Source organism: Peteryoungia rhizophila (assembly GCF_004912145.1).
GTDB lineage: Bacteria > Pseudomonadota > Alphaproteobacteria > Rhizobiales > Rhizobiaceae > Allorhizobium > Allorhizobium rhizophilum.
Genome location: NZ_STGT01000003.1, coordinates 146,942 through 165,785 on the forward strand (window position 1 = coordinate 146,942; position 18,844 = coordinate 165,785).

The 18,844-nt window shown below is 60.8% G+C and carries 21 protein-coding genes and 2 tRNA genes; 9 read left to right on the forward strand and 14 right to left on the reverse strand.

The features are described 5' to 3' along the window. Positions 1-10: 10 nt before the first annotated feature. Both E9677_RS11610 and E9677_RS11615 read left to right on the forward strand, forming a co-directional pair. Positions 11-1,210: a GNAT family N-acetyltransferase gene (locus tag E9677_RS11610; protein WP_136558275.1), complete on the forward strand. Its 1,200-nt coding sequence runs from the start codon at positions 11-13 to the stop codon at positions 1,208-1,210. A 71-nt stretch (positions 1,211-1,281) separates the two neighbouring features. After that, entirely contained in the window at positions 1,282-1,701 is a 420-nt protein-coding gene (locus tag E9677_RS11615) for an HIT family protein (RefSeq protein ID WP_136558276.1), read from the forward strand. Between the two features lie 33 nt (positions 1,702-1,734). Here E9677_RS11615 and E9677_RS11620 read toward each other — a convergent pair whose 3' ends face one another. The 8 genes from E9677_RS11620 to cysE form a co-directional block, all read right to left on the reverse strand. Continuing rightward, positions 1,735-1,923: a hypothetical protein gene (locus E9677_RS11620; RefSeq protein WP_136558277.1), complete on the reverse strand. Its 189-nt coding sequence runs from the start codon at positions 1,921-1,923 to the stop codon at positions 1,735-1,737. A 91-nt stretch (positions 1,924-2,014) separates the two neighbouring features. Next, positions 2,015-2,344 (reverse strand): AzlD domain-containing protein, encoded by a 330-nt coding sequence (locus tag E9677_RS11625; RefSeq protein WP_136558278.1) that lies wholly within the window; start codon positions 2,342-2,344, stop codon positions 2,015-2,017. After that, positions 2,344-3,123: an AzlC family ABC transporter permease gene (locus tag E9677_RS11630; protein ID WP_136558279.1), complete on the reverse strand. Its 780-nt coding sequence runs from the start codon at positions 3,121-3,123 to the stop codon at positions 2,344-2,346. The genes E9677_RS11625 and E9677_RS11630 overlap by 1 nt, the downstream gene beginning before the upstream one ends. Positions 3,124-3,193: 70 nt before the next feature. Further along, positions 3,194-5,677 (reverse strand): ATP-dependent Clp protease ATP-binding subunit ClpA, encoded by a 2,484-nt coding sequence (gene clpA / locus E9677_RS11635; protein WP_136558280.1) that lies wholly within the window; start codon positions 5,675-5,677, stop codon positions 3,194-3,196. A gap of 9 nt (positions 5,678-5,686) precedes the next feature. Then, positions 5,687-6,034: an ATP-dependent Clp protease adapter ClpS gene (gene clpS, locus E9677_RS11640; protein ID WP_102019968.1), complete on the reverse strand. Its 348-nt coding sequence runs from the start codon at positions 6,032-6,034 to the stop codon at positions 5,687-5,689. Between the two features lie 241 nt (positions 6,035-6,275). Next, positions 6,276-6,629 (reverse strand): phasin family protein, encoded by a 354-nt coding sequence (locus E9677_RS11645; protein ID WP_136558281.1) that lies wholly within the window; start codon positions 6,627-6,629, stop codon positions 6,276-6,278. Positions 6,630-6,830: 201 nt separating this feature from the next. After that, complete coding sequence (locus E9677_RS11650; RefSeq protein ID WP_136558282.1) at positions 6,831-7,037, reverse strand: DUF3126 family protein; 207 nt, start codon at positions 7,035-7,037, stop codon at positions 6,831-6,833. A gap of 136 nt (positions 7,038-7,173) precedes the next feature. Then, on the reverse strand, positions 7,174-7,998 hold the full coding sequence (gene cysE, locus E9677_RS11655; RefSeq protein WP_136558283.1) for a serine O-acetyltransferase: 825 nt from the start codon (positions 7,996-7,998) through the stop codon (positions 7,174-7,176). A 71-nt stretch (positions 7,999-8,069) separates the two neighbouring features. Between cysE and E9677_RS11660 the strand changes: the two genes are divergently transcribed. Then, the gene (locus tag E9677_RS11660) at positions 8,070-8,873 is read left to right on the forward strand and encodes an enoyl-CoA hydratase-related protein (protein WP_136558284.1); all 804 of its coding nucleotides are present in this window, start codon (positions 8,070-8,072) and stop codon (positions 8,871-8,873) included. Positions 8,874-8,876: 3 nt separating this feature from the next. On the opposite strand, the gene E9677_RS11665 is transcribed toward E9677_RS11660, so the two are convergent. Continuing rightward, a complete protein-coding gene (locus tag E9677_RS11665; RefSeq protein WP_136558285.1) occupies positions 8,877-9,662 on the reverse strand; it encodes an alpha/beta fold hydrolase in 786 nt (261 codons plus the stop codon). 165 nt (positions 9,663-9,827) lie between these two features. On the opposite strand from E9677_RS11665, the gene E9677_RS11670 reads away from it, so the two are divergent. Both E9677_RS11670 and E9677_RS11675 read left to right on the forward strand, forming a co-directional pair. After that, positions 9,828-10,073 (forward strand): zinc-finger domain-containing protein, encoded by a 246-nt coding sequence (locus tag E9677_RS11670; RefSeq protein WP_136558286.1) that lies wholly within the window; start codon positions 9,828-9,830, stop codon positions 10,071-10,073. A gap of 28 nt (positions 10,074-10,101) precedes the next feature. Next, positions 10,102-11,265, forward strand: a complete 1,164-nt coding sequence (locus E9677_RS11675) for an FAD-dependent monooxygenase (RefSeq protein ID WP_136558287.1) — start codon at positions 10,102-10,104, stop codon at positions 11,263-11,265. A gap of 16 nt (positions 11,266-11,281) precedes the next feature. On the opposite strand, the gene E9677_RS11680 is transcribed toward E9677_RS11675, so the two are convergent. Further along, entirely contained in the window at positions 11,282-12,472 is a 1,191-nt protein-coding gene (locus E9677_RS11680) for a cystathionine beta-lyase (RefSeq protein WP_136558288.1), read from the reverse strand. 356 nt (positions 12,473-12,828) lie between these two features. On the opposite strand from E9677_RS11680, the gene E9677_RS11685 reads away from it, so the two are divergent. From E9677_RS11685 to E9677_RS11700, 4 genes are all read left to right on the forward strand, one after another. Continuing rightward, entirely contained in the window at positions 12,829-13,857 is a 1,029-nt protein-coding gene (locus E9677_RS11685) for an amino acid ABC transporter substrate-binding protein (RefSeq protein ID WP_136558289.1), read from the forward strand. Positions 13,858-14,025: 168 nt separating this feature from the next. Next, on the forward strand, positions 14,026-15,219 hold the full coding sequence (locus tag E9677_RS11690) for an amino acid ABC transporter permease (protein ID WP_136558290.1): 1,194 nt from the start codon (positions 14,026-14,028) through the stop codon (positions 15,217-15,219). Between the two features lie 2 nt (positions 15,220-15,221). Then, positions 15,222-16,373: an amino acid ABC transporter permease gene (locus E9677_RS11695; protein ID WP_136558291.1), complete on the forward strand. Its 1,152-nt coding sequence runs from the start codon at positions 15,222-15,224 to the stop codon at positions 16,371-16,373. Between the two features lie 17 nt (positions 16,374-16,390). After that, the gene (locus tag E9677_RS11700) at positions 16,391-17,164 is read left to right on the forward strand and encodes an amino acid ABC transporter ATP-binding protein (protein WP_136558292.1); all 774 of its coding nucleotides are present in this window, start codon (positions 16,391-16,393) and stop codon (positions 17,162-17,164) included. A gap of 82 nt (positions 17,165-17,246) precedes the next feature. Here E9677_RS11700 and E9677_RS11705 read toward each other — a convergent pair whose 3' ends face one another. The 4 genes from E9677_RS11705 to E9677_RS11720 all read right to left on the reverse strand — a co-directional run bounded on the left by E9677_RS11705 (position 17,247) and on the right by E9677_RS11720 (position 18,752). Further along, entirely contained in the window at positions 17,247-17,978 is a 732-nt protein-coding gene (locus E9677_RS11705) for a nuclease (protein ID WP_136558293.1), read from the reverse strand. A 199-nt stretch (positions 17,979-18,177) separates the two neighbouring features. Then, positions 18,178-18,254 (reverse strand) — tRNA-Arg (locus E9677_RS11710). Positions 18,255-18,287: 33 nt separating this feature from the next. Beyond that, positions 18,288-18,593 carry an ETC complex I subunit gene (locus E9677_RS11715; RefSeq protein WP_168801197.1) on the reverse strand — a complete coding sequence of 102 codons (306 nt, stop codon included), beginning with the start codon at positions 18,591-18,593 and terminating at the stop codon, positions 18,288-18,290. A gap of 82 nt (positions 18,594-18,675) precedes the next feature. Continuing rightward, positions 18,676-18,752 (reverse strand) — tRNA-Pro (locus E9677_RS11720). Positions 18,753-18,844: the final 92 nt, after the last annotated feature.

The following is an 18,844-nucleotide window of genomic DNA, read 5'->3' on the forward strand; positions in this document are numbered from 1 at the left end:
CGGGAGATCCATGGCAGACGAGTTGACGATCCGCGTAGTCCGCTCCTTCCAGGAGATTTCATCCAGCGAGTGGGGCCTGCTCTCCGGAGCCTCGCGTTCCGGGCCCGACTACAACCCCTTCACCTCGCATGCCTTTCTCTCGGCCCTTGAAGAGTCGGGCTCGGCCACGGCCGAGACCGGCTGGATGGGGCACCACCTGTTGCTGGAGGAGGAAGGGCGCCTGATCGGTGCCATTCCCTGCTATCTCAAGAGCCACAGCCAGGGCGAATATGTCTTCGACCACGGCTGGGCCGACGCCTTCCAGCGCGCTGGCGGGCGCTACTATCCCAAACTCCAGGCCTCCATCCCCTTCACGCCGGCGACCGGGCCGCGGCTCCTCGTGCGCCAGGGCGAGGATGTGATGCGGGTCCAGTCGCTCCTTGCCCAGGGGCTGCAACAAGTGGCGCAAGAACTCGGCATCTCCTCGGCGCACATAACCTTCCTTCCGCAAGGCGAGCTTCCTTCCCTTACGGAAGCCAAGTTCCTGCATCGGACAGACCAGCAGTTCCACTTCATCAATCGTGGCTATGCGAACCACGAGGCCTTTCTCGCGGAACTGTCGTCGTCCAAGCGCAAGAACCTCCGCAAGGAGCGCCGGTCAGCACTCGAAAACGGCCTGAGCATCGACTGGCTAACGGGCAGCGACCTGACGGAAGAAATCTGGGATCAGTTCTTCCACTTCTACATCGACACCGGCAGCCGCAAATGGGGTCGGCCCTATCTCACCCGCCATTTCTATTCCCTGGTCTGCGAGCGCATGGCCGACGACGTTCTCTTAGTGATGGCGAAGCGCAACGGGCGCTATGTGGCGGGCGCGATCAATTTCATCGGCGCGGATGCGCTCTATGGTCGCCACTGGGGCTGCATCGAGGATCATCCCTTCCTGCATTTCGAGGTCTGCTACCATCAGGCGATCGACTTTGCGCTGGAGAAGGGTCTCGGCCGCGTCGAGGCTGGCGCACAAGGCGAACACAAGCTGGCGCGCGGCTACGAGCCCGTGATTACCCATTCCGCGCATTTCATCTCGCATCCGGGGCTGCGGCGGGCCGTTGCCGATTATCTTGCGCAGGAACGGCGGGAGGTGGCGCAAATCGGCGAATATCTTGTCGAACATACGCCCTTCCGCAAGGGCGAGCGCCAACCGCGCGAAGGCGAGGAATTCGACGGTTGAGAGGCTCTGTCCCGCACTTGAAGCAGAGTGTGCGTTGCCGTTAAGTGGCGCGGACAATCGAGGAGACGACCATGACAGCCTATGATCCTGATAATATCTTCGCCAAGATCCTGGCCGGCGACATTCCGTCGGTGAAGCTTTACGAGGACGAAGACACGCTCGCCTTCATGGACGTCATGCCGCAGGCGCCAGGCCACTTGCTGGTTATCCCGAAGGCGGGGTCACGCAATCTGCTCGATGCCGATCCAGCGGTGCTGTCGAAGCTGATGCCAGTCGTGCAGAAACTCGCCAATGCAGCCCAGGAGGCCTTCGATGCGGATGGCGTCTTTGTCGCGCAGTTCAACGAACCGGCCGCCGGCCAGACAGTCTTTCATCTGCATTTTCACGTGATCCCGCGGCATGACGGCGTGCCGTTGAAGCCTCATGCAGGCGGGATGGCCGATGTCGACATGCTGAAAGCCCAGGCCGAGAAGATCAAGGCAGCGCTCTGAGCGAGCGCCACCATTTCGACCCACCGCTCTGGGTCAGCCGATGAAGCGGCCGACAACAGCTAATGCTGCAATCGCAATCAGGGCGAAAACCATGATCGGAAACGAGCCGGTCGACATTGCTGAACGGCTACGGGAAGACCTTTCGCGCAGGTCTTCCGGGAGAACCTTGAACCGGGGCGGATCGCCGTGTTTCAGCGTTCGGAAGCGTACTACCTTTGACATTTCGCTTTCCTCTTGTTGATCGATATCCACGATCTGGGAAGCGAAATGTGGCAAATCCAGCAATCACACGCGTCTGTGATCGCCTGCGAGTTCACAGGCAGAGCAGGCCTGCCCCGAGGATTGCGAGGGGCACGACGACCCCGACGATGACACGCTGGCCCGCGAGCAGGAATGCGGCAAAGCCGAGAGCGGCCGCGGCCAGCCTCAGCCAGAGTGGAGACGTTTCCAGCATGCCAGAGGGAAAGACGACGAGTTTTGCCGTCACGGCCATGACGAGGGCCGTGGCAACCGCCCTCACCCAGTTCAGCGCCTCCGAACCCTCCTGTAGTCGATTTCCGGCAACGACACCCAGCCAGCGCCACATATCGGTCGCGAGCCAGCCGGCGACAATGATCACGACATAAGGCCAGTAATCCACCATCAGGGCAGTTCCTCCGCCGGTTCGTCCGTCGTCGGTTCTGCAGACGGTGAAGCCTTGCCACCGCGGATCACATGGCGATCGAAGAGATAGGCCAGCGTCCCGCCCCCAAGACCGGCGATCAGGATGTCGAAGCCCGGCACGATGGTCGCCAGCAGCGGGCCGGAAACGATTCCCACCACAAAGGCGACCTTCACCACGGATTGGCGCCCGGTCGCCCAGATGGATGCGATGAAGTAGACTGGAGTGAGGAAAAAGAGCAGGCCAGCGACGATTGGTGGAAAACTTGCGACCAACCCGTAGCAGATGCCGACGAGAATGGTGTTGACCGTCACCAACGTGATGCCGAAGCCGGCAAAAAAGGCGATGCGTGCTTCCCGCGGCACAGTCTTGAAGCTCCCCATGGCAAAGACCCAGGCGGTGATCGCGATGAAATGCGACAGGACGAGCAACAGCCAGGTCGGCGTGCGCTCCGTCCGCATTTCCGGCACCAGCGAAGCCACCATCGGCATCATGCGGATCGACGACAGGGAGACGGCGAGGAAGATCGCCAGCAGGTTGGCGCCGCTGGTCATCGTGCCGATCAGGATCATCTTGGCCGGCAGTGCCCAGACGGCGGCCGTCATGAACATCGCCTCGGCTCGACTGACGCCCGATTCGAGCGCGAAGGCGGAGAATCCGACGAAGGAAATCATCAGGATGATTGCGGGCAGGCTAAAAAGGCCGCGCATGCCGGTGAAAAACCACCGCAGTTGAGAAATATCGGAAGTGGCCGAAGACATCTGAAATTCCGGTTCGGCAAAAAGAAAGTGCCGGGCGCTAGGCCCGGCACGGGTCTCTCATAGACGGCGCTTACTTCTTCTTCGGCACCTTGGGCACAGCCGACCGTTTGGCAGGCTTCGGTGCCTCGTCGATCACGGCGACATCGCCCTCATCCTCAATGACCGAAGCCTTGGGTGCCGCCTTGCGCTTGGCCTTGGCCGGCTTGGCCGAGGCAACCTCGGCTTCCGGCTTCGGCTTGACGCGGGCTACTTCGGAGATCGACTCCAGATCGAGCACCTCGGCGCCGCTCTCGTCGGTCTTGGTCCGGACCTTGACGACACCGCCCTTCTTCAGCTTGCCGAAGAGGATCTCGTTGGCGAGCGGCTTCTTGATGTGCTCCTGGATGACGCGACCCAACGGACGGGCACCCATCTTCTCGTCGTAGCCATTCTGCGCCAGCCAGGCGATCGCAGGCTCCGACAGGTCGAAGGTGACGTTGCGCTCGGACAGCTGAGCCTCCAGCTGCATGACGAACTTCTGCACGACCTGATGGATGACTTCCGTCGGCAGTGGCGCGAACGGGATTGTCGCGTCGAGGCGGTTGCGGAATTCCGGTGTGAAGAGGCGGTTCAACGCTTCCTCGTCTTCGCCGGTGCGCTTCGACGACCCGAAGCCCATGGCCGACTTCGCCATTTCGGACGCACCCGCATTCGTCGTCATGATCAGGATGACGTTGCGGAAGTCGATCTTCTTGCCGTTGTGGTCGGTCAGCTGGCCATGGTCCATGACCTGCAGCAGGATGTTGTAGATATCCGGATGCGCCTTTTCGATTTCATCGAGCAGTACGACCGAATGCGGATGCTGATCAACACCATCTGTCAGCAGGCCGCCCTGGTCGAAGCCGACATAGCCGGGAGGGGCACCGAGCAGGCGGGAAACCGTGTGCCGCTCCATGTATTCCGACATGTCGAAGCGGAGGAGCTCGACGCCCAGCGACGATGCCAGCTGCTTGGCCACTTCCGTCTTGCCGACGCCGGTCGGGCCGGAGAAGACATAGGAGCCGATCGGCTTGTTCGGTTCGCGAAGACCGGCACGCGCCAGCTTGATCGCGGTCGACAGGGCCTCGATCGCCTTGTCCTGGCCGTAGACGACCGAGCGCAGTTCCTTCTCCAGGTTGGCGAGAACCATCTCGTCGTCCTTGGACACGGTCTTGGGCGGGATCCGGGCCATCGTCGCGATGGTGACCTCGATCTCCTTTTCGGTGATCAGCTTGCGGCGCTTGGAGGCCGGCAGCAGCATCTGGGCCGCACCCGTCTCGTCGATCACGTCGATCGCCTTGTCCGGCAGCTTGCGGTCGGAGATGTAGCGGGCCGAGAGTTCGACAGCCGACTTGATCGCCTCGTTGGTGTAGCGCAGCTTGTGATAGTCCTCGAAATAGGGCTTCAGGCCCTTCATGATCTCGATCGCATCATCGATCGACGGTTCGTTGACGTCGATCTTCTGGAAACGGCGGACGAGCGCGCGGTCCTTCTCGAAAAACTGGCGGTATTCCTTGTAGGTGGTCGAGCCGATGCAACGGATCGCTCCCGAAGAGAGTGCCGGCTTCAGGAGGTTGGACGCATCCATGGCGCCGCCGGACGTGGCCCCTGCCCCGATCACTGTGTGGATCTCGTCGATGAAGAGCACGGCGCCCGGATACTCCTCGAGTTCCTTGACGACCTGCTTCAGGCGCTCTTCAAAATCGCCGCGGTAGCGGGTACCGGCGAGCAGCGTGCCCATGTCGAGCGAGAAGATCGTCGCATCCGCGAGCGCTTCCGGAACCTTGCCCTCGACGATGCGCTTGGCGAGGCCTTCGGCGATAGCGGTCTTGCCGACGCCGGGGTCACCGACATAGAGCGGGTTGTTCTTGGAGCGACGGCACAGAACCTGGATCGTCCGGTTGACTTCGCTATGGCGACCGATCAGCGGATCGATCCGGCCGGTCTTGGCCTTTTCGTTCAGGTTGACGCAATAGGCCTTCAAGGCCTCCTGCTTGCCCTTGGCGGAAGACCCTTCCTCGGGCTCGCGCCCACCCTGCTTGGCCTCGGGTTCGCCCTCATCCGAGCCACGCGGGCTGCGGACCTGGGAGGCGCCGGGGCGCTTGCCGATGCCATGCGAGATGTAATTGACAGCGTCGTAACGGGTCATCTCCTGCTCCTGCAGGAAATAAGCAGCATTGCTCTCGCGCTCGGCGAAGATGGCGACAAGCACGTTGGCGCCGGTCACTTCCTCGCGACCGGACGACTGGACATGGATCACGGCACGCTGGATGACACGCTGGAAACTCGACGTCGGTTTCGAATCTTCGTCGTAACCCGTGATCAGATTGGCGAGATCGTTGTCGACGAAATCGACCACGGTCTTGCGCAGGGAATCGAGGTTGACGTTGCAGGCCCCCATCACGGCGGCGGCATCGGCGTCATCGATCAGAGCGAGCAGCAGGTGCTCCAGCGTCGCATATTCATGATGACGCTCGTTGGCGTAGGTCAGGGCCTGATGCAGCGCTTTTTCGAGGCTGGGTGAAAATGTTGGCACGTCTGATCCTCACTTCTTTTCCATGACGCATTGAAGCGGATGTTCATGTTGCCTGGCGAAATCCATCACCTGTGAGACTTTGGTTTCGGCGACTTCGTAGGTGAAGACACCACATTCGCCCACTCCATGATTGTGAACATGCAGCATGATGCGGGTGGCGGCTTCCCTGTCCTTCTGGAAGAAGCGCTCCAGGATATGGATCACGAATTCCATCGGAGTGTAGTCGTCGTTCAGAAGCAGGACGCGATACAGATCTGGCTTCTTCGTCTTCGGCTTGGTGCGGGTGATCACGGAGGTGCCGCGATTGGCGTTTTCCCCGTCACCCTGGCTTTGCATGAAGACCGGCTTGGCAGTCATTTCAGTTCATTCTCCGTTGTCCGGCCGGTTTGCCGTTACACATCGGTGCGGACGAACACTCAGCACAGTAAGGTAGTTCATTATGCGGTGATTTTAAGCCCCCCGGACATCAGTGACGACAATTTGTCACGAAGCCCGGAAAGGCGAGAAGATTGAACAATCAGGTTATAGCAGCAGCCACAAATGACAAGACCGGCCGTGCGGGGCACGGCCGGTCTCGAATGTTACGCGCAAGCTTCGATCAGGCGGCAGCGGCAGCAGACATCGGCGCCATGGCCTTGCCGACAACACCCTCGTAGGGCTTGTAGGCGACCTTGGCGAGCTCGGCATACATTTCGCCCATCTTGGTCGCTTCTGCGACGAAGCTCTCGTAGGAGGACTTCATGAAGGATGTCTGGAGTTCGAAAGCCGCCTCGACGCTCTTCACCGAGGTCAGGGCTTCCATGTAGGACGCCATGTCCTGGAACGACTTCTTGGAGTAATCGCTCGCTTCGGTGGCGATCGCCTGGAAGCCCTTGGTGACCTCAGAATAATTCTTCAACATGGCTTCCATGGCTTCCTTACCCTTCTTGTTGGCGTCATCAATGTTCAACATGCGAGCATCCTCCTTGAGTTCGGCATATCAGATCCCTCGAACTTAGCGGTCGCACAAAAATGGTCAAGCAAATTTGTGCACCGCACAACAATCGTCAATTGTAAGCCGGATAAGAAAAAAGGGGCCTGTACGCCTCGGTACAGCCCCCTGCTTTAGGTTCATTCGCTCAAATCTCGCCGCCGATTGCAGCGACAGAACGAGTTATGTTAGATCGACGTCGAGGATCGCCATCGAGAAATTGTAGGAAAGGTCGCCGTCCTCATCATCCTTGAAGACGACGCCGAGAAACTCGTCACCGACGTAGACTTCAGCGGAGTCGTCCTTGCGCGGGCGCGCCTTCACGCTCATCGTCTCGTTGAAGGTGCGCTTGAAGTAGGCGTCGAGTTTCTTCAGTTCTTCCGGCTTCACACTGTGTCTCCATGGACTGTTTTCGGGGAGTGTTTCGAGTTGCGCGCTTGTCGCACGGCCTTTCCGCCGATGTAAAGGCGCAAAGGAAAGTTTGCCCAGACAAGCCGGGCAGATCTCCCATTACCGCATTCCAAGCTCAGTCGACCGAGGCTATCATCTGGTCCATAGAGCGACTCGGCTCGGCGCATCCCGCCTCGCCGACCACCCGTGCCGGAACCCCTGCCACCGTCGTGCATTTCGGCACGGGCTTCAGCACCACGGAACCGGCTGCAATACGCGAGCAACTCCCGACCTCGATATTGCCGAGAACCTTGGCCCCTGCCCCGATCAGAACGCCGTCACCGATCTTCGGATGGCGGTCGGCGCCTTCCTTGCCGGTGCCACCGAGTGTCACACCATGCAGGATGGAGACATTGTCACCGATGCGGGCGGTTTCGCCGACCACAAGCCCGGTGGCGTGGTCGAGGAAGATGCCCTTGCCGATGTGAGCGGCTGGGTTGATGTCGGTCTGGAATATGTTGGAGGAACGGCTCTGCAGGTAGAGTGCGAAGTCACGACGTCCATTGTTCCAAAGCCAATGCGCCAGGCGGTGCGTCTGGATCGCGTGGAAGCCCTTGAAATAAAGCACCGGCTCCATGAACCGGGTGCAGGCCGGATCGCGATCGTAAACGGCCTGGATATCAACGCGCAGGATCGAGCTCCATTCCGGCCAATCCCTCATCATCGCTTCAAAGGCCTGACGCAGGACGATCGCCGGCACGTCCGAGTGGTCCAGCCGCTCGCAGATCCGGTAGATCACACAATCCTCCAAAGAGCGGTGGCTGAGCACCGTCGAATGGAAGAAGGCCGCCAGCATTGGATCACGATCAGCCGCCACGCGGGCTTCGTGCCGCAGGCTGTCCCAGATCGGGTCCATGGACTTGACGGTTTCCGTTTTGAGGACGTCGTTGTGTGCGACCATAACAGGTCTCCTCGTTCGTCTTGGAATGGCATTATATAGTCGAACACCGGTCGAACTCAAATGGGGCGCGCATGAAACAATCGCACAGCTTTGCCACTGGCTTGATCAAGGCTTTCTGTGAAGCTGGAACGGGGCTTTTGGTCCTCGACAATCCGCAACGGAAAAATGCGGTGACCGCAGCCATGTGGCGGGCGATACCGGATGCCATCCACTGGCTGCATGTCGATGCGGGTGCTCGCGTCATCGTTTTGACCGGCGGCGGCCATGCGGACTTCAGCGCCGGCGCAGATATTTCGGAATTTACCGAATTACGGAAGGATGCTGCGACGGCCCGCATCTATGAGGCGTCGAACAGCCGTACTTTTGCCGCCATCCGTGAAGCGCCCGTGCCCGTCATCGCCGCGGTCCGCGGGATCTGTTATGGCGGCGGCTTCGGTCTGGCCGCAGCCGCCGACCTGCGGCTCGCCTCCTCAGACGCCGTGTTCGCGGTTCCCGCCGCAAGGCTCGGCCTCGCCTATCCAGCCGACGCCATACAGGATTTCGTCCGGGGACTGGGTAGCCAACTGGCACGCCGCGCGCTCTTCACCGGTGCAGCGCTCAAGGCATCGGAGCTTCTCGCAAGCGGCTTCCTGTCGGACGTGACCGGGCCAGAGGACCTGGATCAACGCGCGCAGGTCCTCGCAGATACGATCGCGGCCAATGCTCCCCTGTCGCTGCGGGCCTCGAAGCTCGCCTTGCGGGCCGTCGAACAAGGCGATGACGATCTGCTGCGCGAGGCCGAGATCATCGGCGCCTCGACCTTCGAGAGCGCGGATTATCGCGAGGGCCGGAACGCCTTCGCAGAGCGCCGCCGGCCGGTTTTTTCCGGGCGCTGAGGGTCAGCGCGCCGCAAGTTCGGCGTAGAAATCCAGTGCGGCCTTCTTGAAGACGCGGTCTCCGACGGCGAGCATGTGGTCCCGGTTCGGGATGTCGAGAGCTACGGCGCGCGGCATCAGTTCGGCCAACTCATGCGGAGAGCCGGCAATGTCATCCTTCGTTCCCACGCCAATCAGCGTCGGGATCTCGACCTTTGCGATGTCCTCACGTCGTACCAGATCCCGCGATGTTCTGATGCAAGCAGCGAGCGCCAGCCGGTCCGACTTCGTCTGGTCGGCGAAAGCGCGGAACATGCGCCCACGTTCATGGTCCACGTCGTCCAGCGACGGGGCGAGCAGCGCGTCGGCGATCGGATCCCAATCGCCCACACCATCGCACATGCCGATGCCCAGACCACCGAAGACCAGCGAGCGTACGCGGTCGGGATGCTCGATCGCGAGGAAGGCGGAAATGCGCGCCCCCATCGAATAGCCGATGACATGGGCGTCGGCGATGCCGAGATGGGTGAGCAGAGCGGCGGCGTCTCCAGCCATGGACGACGGATGATAGGCTTCCGGATCATGCGGTTTGGCGCTTGCACCATGGCCGCGATTGTCGAGCGCGATCACGCGGTAACCGGCATCGCCCAGCGTGCGCAACCAGCCGGGATAGACCCAGTTGACGTTTGCCGAGGATGCGAACCCGTGAATCAGCAGGATCGGCTCACCGGCCGGTTCGCCATCGTCGAAATAGGCGAGTTCGAGGCCTTCGTTGCGGAAGTTGGAAAACGGCGGCGCGTCGAGATTCATGAAGTGGTCCTTATGGCCTTGGGGCCGCAACCATAGCCAACAGCTTCCTGACATCAATTGCCGCAGGCGGATTTTCTGTGACTTTTGCCCGCTGCCGGCTCTACACTTTTCGCAAGGACGGCGCTAATGTCCGCGCAAATTCGCAAAGCATTCTCGGAGCAAGACATGGCCGGCCACAGCATTCCCCATTTCCAGAACGACGGCGGTCATCGCGTGATCGAAGTCGGCGTGAAGGAATTCATGTGCACCGGCGCCTCCGTGCCGTACGACCATCCGCATATCTTCATCGACATGGGGCATGACAACGAAAAGGTCTGCTCCTACTGCTCGACGCTCTTCCGCTACAATCCGAGCCTGAAGGCCGAACAGACCAACCCGCCCGGCTGCGTCTTCCACGTCAAGGCGGCGTGACCGCGGCGTCACGATCGGCATAACTCCCATGTCCATCAAGCACGCCGCCATTGTCGGAGCCGGGGTGGCAGGCCTGACGGCTGCCCTTTCTCTCGCACGAAAGGGCATTTCATCCGACATTATCGAGCAGGCACCACAACTGGGGGAGGTCGGCGCGGGCCTGCAACTCTCACCGAATGCCACGCGAGTGCTCGATTCTCTCGGTGTGCTTGCCGAACTCGAACGCCACTGGTTCGAGCCTCGCTCCATAAGCCTCGTCTCCGGCAAGGATCTCAGGCACCTCGCCGAAGTTCCGGCCGGTGACTTCGCTCGGAAGCGCTGGGGCCACCCCTATGGCGTCCTGCATCGCTCAACGCTGCAGCAGGGCTTGCTGCGCGCCGCGCTCAATCAACCTCTCTGCCACCTGCATCTCGGCCAACGCGTTCAGGGAATCGGGGCGGATGCGCTGGCCTCGATCACCGATCGAAAGCCGGACCTCGTCATCGGTGCCGATGGTGCCTGGTCGGTCGCCCGGGAGGCCGTCGCCGGCAGCCCCAGCGTCAGCTTCTCCGGCAACATCGCCTGGCGCTTCACCATCGCCCGGGATGCCGCCCCCGCGTTTCTGTCGCGAAACGGTGTGACGGCCTATCTTGGCGCCAAAGCACATCTCGTGAGCTATCCGCTGAAGGAAATCGACGGTTTCAATCTCGTGGCGATCGCCGCCGGTACGAGGAGCGACGAGAGCTGGGCGATCGATGCGGATGCAGCGCGGCGGGCCATGCTGCTCGAACAATTCTCAGGCTGGCATCGCGACATCAGGACAATTCTCGCCGGCGCGGAGAAGCCGACCTTCTGGCCGCTCTACCAGGCTTCGGACGGCAATTGGCACAATGGTCGGGATACCGTGCTGATCGGTGATGCGGCTCACGCGATGATGCCATTCTCCGCCCAGGGGGCAGCGATGGCCATCGAGGACGCGTTTTCGCTCGCGGCCCACGTCGCGCGCGCGCCCATGCCCTCAGCGCTCGCGAGTTTTTCGACCGAGCGCAAGGCGCGTGCCGCCCGGGTCAAGACCCGCGGAGATTTCAACCGCTTCGCCTATCACGCCCGTGGTCCTTTCCGGATCGGGCGCGATCTCGTGCTGTCCCTGCGCCCCCCAGAAAAGCTCGCCGCCGATCTAGACTGGCTCTATGGCCACCAGATCGGCGACTGATAGCTGGCCTTGTTCGTCAGACGGCCGCCGCCGCAGCAAAACCACGGTCTAGATCGGCCATGATGTCCTCGACATTCTCCAGGCCGATCTGCAGACGGATCACGGCACCATCGGTCGGGCCCTTGCGGATCTTGCGGTCCTCGAGATTCACCTGCACCGCCAGGCTTTCATATCCGCCCCAGGACCAGCCGAGGCCGAAGATCTGCAGCGCATCGAGGAAGGCATGCGCCTTCGGCTTGATCCTGTCCGGCGACGGCGCGGGCAGCACGAAGGAAAAGACGCCGCTTGCCCCCTTGAAGTCGCGCTTCCAGATGGCATGCCCCGGGAAGGATTCGAGCGCCGGATGCAGGACACGCGCCACGTCATCGCGTGCCTCAAGCCAACGCGCGACCGAGAGAGCGCTCTTGTAGTGATGCTCGAGACGGAGACCCATGGTGCGCAGGCCGCGCAGGATCTGGTAGCTGTCATCGGGGGCGCCGCAGATGCCAAGCGTGATGTTGGCTTCCTTGAGCACCTGCCAGTGTTTCGCATTGGCCGAGACGGTGCCCATCAGGATGTCCGAATGGCCCGACGGATACTTGGTCGCGGCATGGATCGTCACGTCGGCGCCGAAATCGAGCGCCTTGAAGTAGAGCGGCGTTGCCCAGGTGTTGTCGATGGTCACCACGCAGCCATGTTTGTGAGCCGCCTCGGAGATCGCGCAAATATCCTGCATCTCCATCGTGTTGGAACCGGGCGCTTCGGTGTGCACGAGCTTTGTGCTCGGCCGGATCAGGCGCTCGATGTCGGCGCCGATCTCCGGATCGTAATATTCAACCTCGACGCCGAGCCGGGTCAGCATCGTGTCGCAAAAGTGGCGGCAAGGCGAATAGACAGAATCGACGATGAGCGCGTGGTCGCCCGCCGACAGGAAGGCGAGGAAGGGCACGGTGATCGCTGCCAGACCCGACGGAACCAAGATCGTGCCGGCCGAGCCTTCGAGCTCGTCGATCGCACGACAAAGGGCATCCGTGGTCGGCGTGCCCCGGGTTCCATAGGTGTAAGGCTGTGAACGCGTTTCCATCGCCCTCGCATTGGGAAAGAGAACCGTCGAGGCATGAACGACCGGCGGATTGACGAAGCCGTGGTAGTCACTCGGATCATAGCCGATATGGCACAGTTTCGTGTCGGTGCCGGCGGTAGCCAGCCAGTCTTTGGATTTGCTCATGGATTGCGATTCCTCACGCTCAGATACCCTGGTTTTCGCGCTTGAGACAGAGGCGGTCAAGTTGCACAATTCTGTGATCCGAAACGCAAGTCTTGCAGTTCACGCATATGAGCACAGGCAAAAAGGCGTGATTTTCATCACTTCGGGCTAAAAACCACACATTTTTGCCTATTTGGAGGGCGAATTTGGCAAAATCGCGCTTTTGTGGCCGATCTGCGGCATAAAGACTTGACCCTGCAAGCATTTGCGACTGAGATATGAAGGCTCGCACCGGGAGGCCGTGAGCCGACGCGCGCTGCCGGATTTGGGCAGCAGGCCGTCGCTGGCATACAACAAGAGAAAAAAGGTTGGGAAAAATGAACAACAAGTTCCTGTCAGCCGCCATTGGCGCTGCGGTCCTGGGTTTTGGCGCGTCCGCAGCTTCCGCTGCGGTGCTCGATGACGTGAAGGCCAAGGGTTTCGTACAGTGCGGCGTGAACACGGGTCTGGCCGGCTTTGCTTCGCCGGACGCAGCTGGTAATTGGACCGGCTTCGACGTCGATTACTGCAAGGCCGTTGCCGCCGCAGTCTTCGGCGATGCCACCAAGGTGAAGTACACGCCGACCACCGCTCAGAGCCGCTTCACGGCACTGCAGTCCGGCGAAGTCGACATGCTCGCCCGTAACACCACCTGGACCATCAGCCGCGACACCGCGCTCGGCTTCAACTTCCGCACCGTCAACTACTATGACGGCCAGGGCTTCATGGTCACCAAGGGCCTGAACGTCAACTCTGCCCTGGAACTCTCCGGCGCCGCCGTCTGCGTTCAGTCGGGCACCACGACCGAACTGAACCTCGCCGACTACTTCCAGGCCAACAACCTCGAATACAAGCCGGTCGTTTTCGAAAAGCTCGAAGAAGTCAACGCTGCCTATCAGGCCGGCCGTTGCGACGTCTACACGACTGACCAGTCGGGCCTTTATTCGCTGCGTCTGACGCTCACCAACCCGGATGATCACGTCATTCTGCCGGAAATCATCTCGAAGGAGCCGCTTGGCCCGGCCGTTCGCCAGGGTGACGACCAGTGGTTCGACATCGTTTCTTGGACGCATTACGCTCTGGTACAGGCCGAAGAATTCGGCATCACCCAGGCAAACGTCGACGAGATCAAGTCCTCCACGACCAACCCTGATATCAAGCGCTTCCTCGGCTCCGAAGCCGACACCAAGATCGGTACCGACCTCGGCCTGACCAATGACTGGGCCTACAACATCATCAAGGGCGTCGGTAACTACGGTGAAGTGTTCGAGCGCAACATCGGCGCCAGCACCCCGCTCAAGATCGAACGCGGCGTGAACGCGCTGTGGACCAAGGGTGGCCTGCAGTACGCACCGCCGGTCCGCTAAGACCTGACTGACGATTGCGAGGCGGCGAAAGCCGCCTCGCGCATATCGGGACCACGTGTTCAGACCGGCACACACGCTGTGGTCAGCAGCGACATTAGAGAATGCCGGCTGTCTTGAAAAACCAATAACAGTTTAGGGCTCAAAGAAGCCTCGGGGATTTGGCACAGCATGACAGATCACGCCACCAGTTTGCCTGCCGAACGGCAGAGCCTTGGCTCCCTGATCTACGACCCGAAAGCAAGATCCATCTTCTTTCAGGTCGCTACGATCGCCATCATGACGTTTATCGTCTGGACCATAGCGAACAACACCATCGAAAACCTTGCTCGAAGCAACACCGCCTCGGGCTATGATTTCCTCAAGGGCCGCGCCGGCTTTGATATCGGGCAGAGCCTGATCGCCTACTCTTCGAATTCGACCTATGGTCGCGCGATCCTCGTCGGCCTCTTGAACACGCTGCTGATCGCGGCAACCGGTATAATCACGGCAACCGTCATCGGCTTCATCATCGGCGTCGGTCGCCTGTCGCGGAACTGGCTGATCGCCAAGCTCTGCACGGTCTATGTAGAAGCTTTCCGCAACCTGCCGCCGCTGCTCGTCATCTTCTTTTGGTATTCAGGCGTCCTCGCGACACTGCCGCAGCCGCGGGACTCGCTCGAACTGCCGTTCTCGACCTTCCTCAACAATCGTGGCCTCGCTTTTCCGAAGCCGCTCTGGGGTGAAGGCTCGAGCGTCATTCCGATCGCTCTGCTGATAGGCATCGTCGCGGCGATCGTCGTTGCCCGCTGGGCCAAGGCACGCCAGATGAAGACCGGCCAGATCTTTCCGACCGGCCGTGTCGCTTTCGGCCTGATCCTCGGCCTGCCGATCGTCGCCTTTATCGCCGTCGGCGCACCGCTCACCTTCGACTACCCCGTCGCCAGCCGCTTCAATATGTCGGGCGGCGCCGTCATCGCCCCCGAATTCGTCGCTCTCTATTTGGCGCTCTCCTTCTACACGGCCGCCTTCATCGCGGAAATCATCCGCGCCGGCATCAAGGGTGTGTCGAAGGGCCAGACCGAGGCCGCATCGGCACTTGGCATTCAGCCTTCCACAACGACACGCCTCGTCGTCGTGCCGCAGGCCATGCGCATCATCATCCCACCACTCACCAGCCAGTATCTGAACCTGACCAAGAACTCCTCACTCGGGGTCGCCGTCGGCTTTCCGGAACTGGTGTCGACAGGTGGCACCACCATGAACCAGACAGGCCAAGCGATCGAAATCGTGTCGATCTGGCTGGTCGTCTATCTTTCCATCAGCATCATAACCTCGCTCTTCATGAACTGGTTCAATGCCAAGATGGCACTGGTGGAGCGTTGATCATGGCACAAAACGTAACGTATGTTCGCCAGGAAATGCTGGCTCCCCTTCCCGCCCCCACTTCCGAAGGAAGCGTCGGCGGATGGATCAAGAAGAACCTGCTCGCGACACCCAAGGACATCATCCTGACCCTGATCGGTCTCGCTGTGCTCGTCCTCATCCTGCCGGGTTCGTTGAACTTCCTGTTCTTCGATGCCGCTTGGTTCGGTGCCGATCGCTCGGTCTGCGCCACCCTTGCACAGGGCGGCATCCAGCCGGATGGCTGGAAGGGCGCCTGCTGGGCCTTCGTCGAGAGCCGCTTCTCGCAATTCATCTTCGGGCGCTATCCGCTCGAAGAACGCTGGCGCGTCATTCTCGTCGGGTTGATGTTCGTGGCGCTCCTGGTGCCGATGCTCATCCCGAAGGCACCCCGCAAGGGACTGAACGCGCTCCTGCTCTTCGTCATCTTCCCGGTCGTCGCCTTCTTCCTGCTGCATGGCGGGTTCGGCCTCTCGGAAGTGGAAACCCCGCTCTGGGGCGGCCTGATGGTGACGCTGATCCTGTCCTTTGTCGGTATCGCAGTCTCACTGCCGCTTGGCATCCTGCTGGCGCTCGGGCGCCGGTCGGACATGCCGGTCATCAAGATGATCTGCGTCGTCTTCATCGAAGTGGTGCGCGGCGTCCCGCTGATCACGGTGCTCTTCATGGCAAACGTGATGCTGCCGCTCTTCATGCCGACGGGCTGGACGATCGACAACTTCCTGCGTGCACTTGTCGGCGTGTCGCTCTTCGCCTCCGCCTATATGGCGGAAGTGGTGCGCGGCGGTCTGCAGGCAATCCCGAAGGGACAGTATGAGGGTGCGGATTCGCTCGGCCTCTCCTACTGGCAAAAGGTTCGCCTGATCATCCTGCCGCAGGCAATCAAGCTGGTCATTCCGGGCATCGTCAACACCTTCATCGGACTGTTCAAGGATACCTCGCTCGTGTCGATCATCGGCATGTTCGATCTCCTCGGGATCGTCCGTCTCAACTTCACCGACGCCACCTGGGCCACGCCCGTGACACCGCTCACGGGTCTGATCTTCGCCGGCTTCGTATTCTGGATCTTCTGCTTCGGCATGTCGCGCTACTCCGCCTTTATGGAGCGGCATCTCGACACCGGTCACAAGCACTGAGAACAAGGGGAACAACCATGGCTGAAGCCAATTCCGCTAAGAAGACCGTGTCGGGCACCGACGTTGCGGTCGAACTGATCAACATGAACAAGTGGTACGGTGATTTCCACGTGCTGCGAGACATCAACCTCAAGGTGATGAAGGGCGAACGCATCGTTGTTGCCGGACCATCCGGATCCGGCAAATCGACCATGATCCGCTGCATCAATCGCCTCGAGGAACACCAGACGGGCAACATCCTGGTGGACAACATCGAACTGACGAGCGACCTCAAGAAGATCGACGAAGTTCGGCGCGAAGTCGGCATGGTGTTCCAGCACTTCAACCTCTTCCCTCACCTCACCATCCTGGAGAACTGCACGCTAGCCCCGATCTGGGTGCGCAAGATGCCGAAAAAGGATGCAGAGGAAGTGGCGATGCACTTCCTCAATCGCGTCAAGATCCCGGAGCAGGCCAACAAATATCCCGGCCAGCTCTCCGGCGGCCAGCAGCAGCGCGTGGCAATCGCCCGTGCGCTCTGCATGAAGCCGAAGATCATGCTGTTCGACGAGCCGACCTCGGCTCTCGACCCTGAGATGGTCAAGGAAGTGCTCGACACCATGGTGGGTCTGGCCGAAGAAGGCATGACCATGATCTGCGTCACGCATGAAATGGGCTTCGCCCGACAGGTTGCCGACCGCGTCATCTTCATGGACCAGGGGCAGATCGTCGAGCAGAACGCGCCGGCCGAGTTCTTTGACAATCCGCAGCACGAACGTACCAAGCTGTTCCTCAGCCAGATCCTGCACTGAGGTTCACTGTCCGTCTAAAAGAAAAAGCCCGCTGCGATCCTCGCGGCGGGCTCTTTCTTTATCAGACTGTCGATGCCGGGATTTACGGGCACCAGCCCTGCTGGCGCGCCATACGGGGCTTGGCGAGGCCCTCGGATACTAGGATCGAGCCCAGCGAGCGACCGTTGCGAGTCGCGACGCGCAGCACACCCGGCGCGGCGCCCGGACCGGCCGTCTTCAAGGTCTCCAGATCGAAGCGGCCGGAGCTCAACAGATCCTTCAGCCGAACCTTGGCGGCAAAACCACGATCGCGCTCCTGCTGGCAGGCCGCGCCATCCGTCCGTGGCGCCGCGATATCAGCCAGCACGACCTTGGTCTTCTTGTACCAGAAGGTGTCGCCGGTCATGACGCAGTTGTCGAGGCCGGACGTGCCGCAGAAATAGAACTTGGCGGCGAAATTTTCTCCCATCAGTGGCCCGTCGGTGCCGGCTGCGACGGCTGGTCTCGATACCGGGACGACAGCTTTGGTCACGCCGACCGCTGCGGGTGGCACGGGCGCGGATTTCGCATTTGAAGCGGTGCGCGCAGCAGGAGCCTTATCGCGCTCACGACGGGGCTCCGCCTTGGCTTCAGAGCGAGAAGCCGCAGGCTTGTCACGCGACAGGAACGGGGTCACTTCCTTCAGCACGCTCGCCCTGTTGTCATAGAGCGCGATGCCGCCGGCGACGAGACCGAGCATAACCAGCCAGGTGGTCATGCCCTGGCCGCCGGATGAACGGCTCGACTTACGGCGTTTTGCGGGCGCGCGGCGGGAACTGGCGGTGCGACTGGACATGGTTAACCTCTCGTGAGCACCATCATGACGACCAAGAGTTTCCGAAAGGTTGGCGGCGGGGAAAAATTGGCAGGAGCGTTCCGTTTCTGCACACAGCAGTGGAATGGGAGTGTGCAGGGACGACTCTGGCCAATCCGAAGTACAGGAGAGCTGTTCGGTAGCGCGAAAGATCTTGATTATCAGCAACATCACAGAGGAATGGCGATCCCTGTAGGGCTCGAACCTACGACCTAGTGCTTAGAAGGCACTTGCTCTATCCAGCTGAGCTAAGGGACCGTCTCTGGGCCGGAAAGTACTGCCGAGATCGGATCAGTGCGTCCAGGGCTGCAGGCGATTATAGCGGAAATTGTCGGTATAGGAGACGACCTGGCGCTTGGCTTCCTTGGGCAGGATCACGCGGTATTCGATGCCTTCACGCTGTGCATAGGCTTCGGCCTGTTCAAGGCTCTCGAAGGTCAGCTTCACCTGCTGGCGTGTATCTCCGGAGGTGGTGTAGCCCATCATCGGGTCGATCTTGCGCGGCGCCGACTGGTCGAATTCCAGAACCCAGAGATGGGTCTTGGCCTTACCGGACTGCATGGCGGTTTTCGCGGGGCGGTAGATCTTCGCAGACATGGTCTCATCCATCTCCAAGACTTCGCGGCATCGCAGCCTGCCGCATACTTCCCGGTCGCCGTTGCCGGCGACTTTTGATTGCTGGTCGGAGTGGAGAGATTCGAACTCCCGACCCTCTGGTCCCAAACCAGATGCGCTACCAGGCTGCGCTACACTCCGTTCCAGCAATGAAGCCGGAATACACGGTTCCCCCTGCAGCCGCAACAGTAAAAAAGCGGTTTTACAGGCGCTGATTTTTCTACCGAAACCGT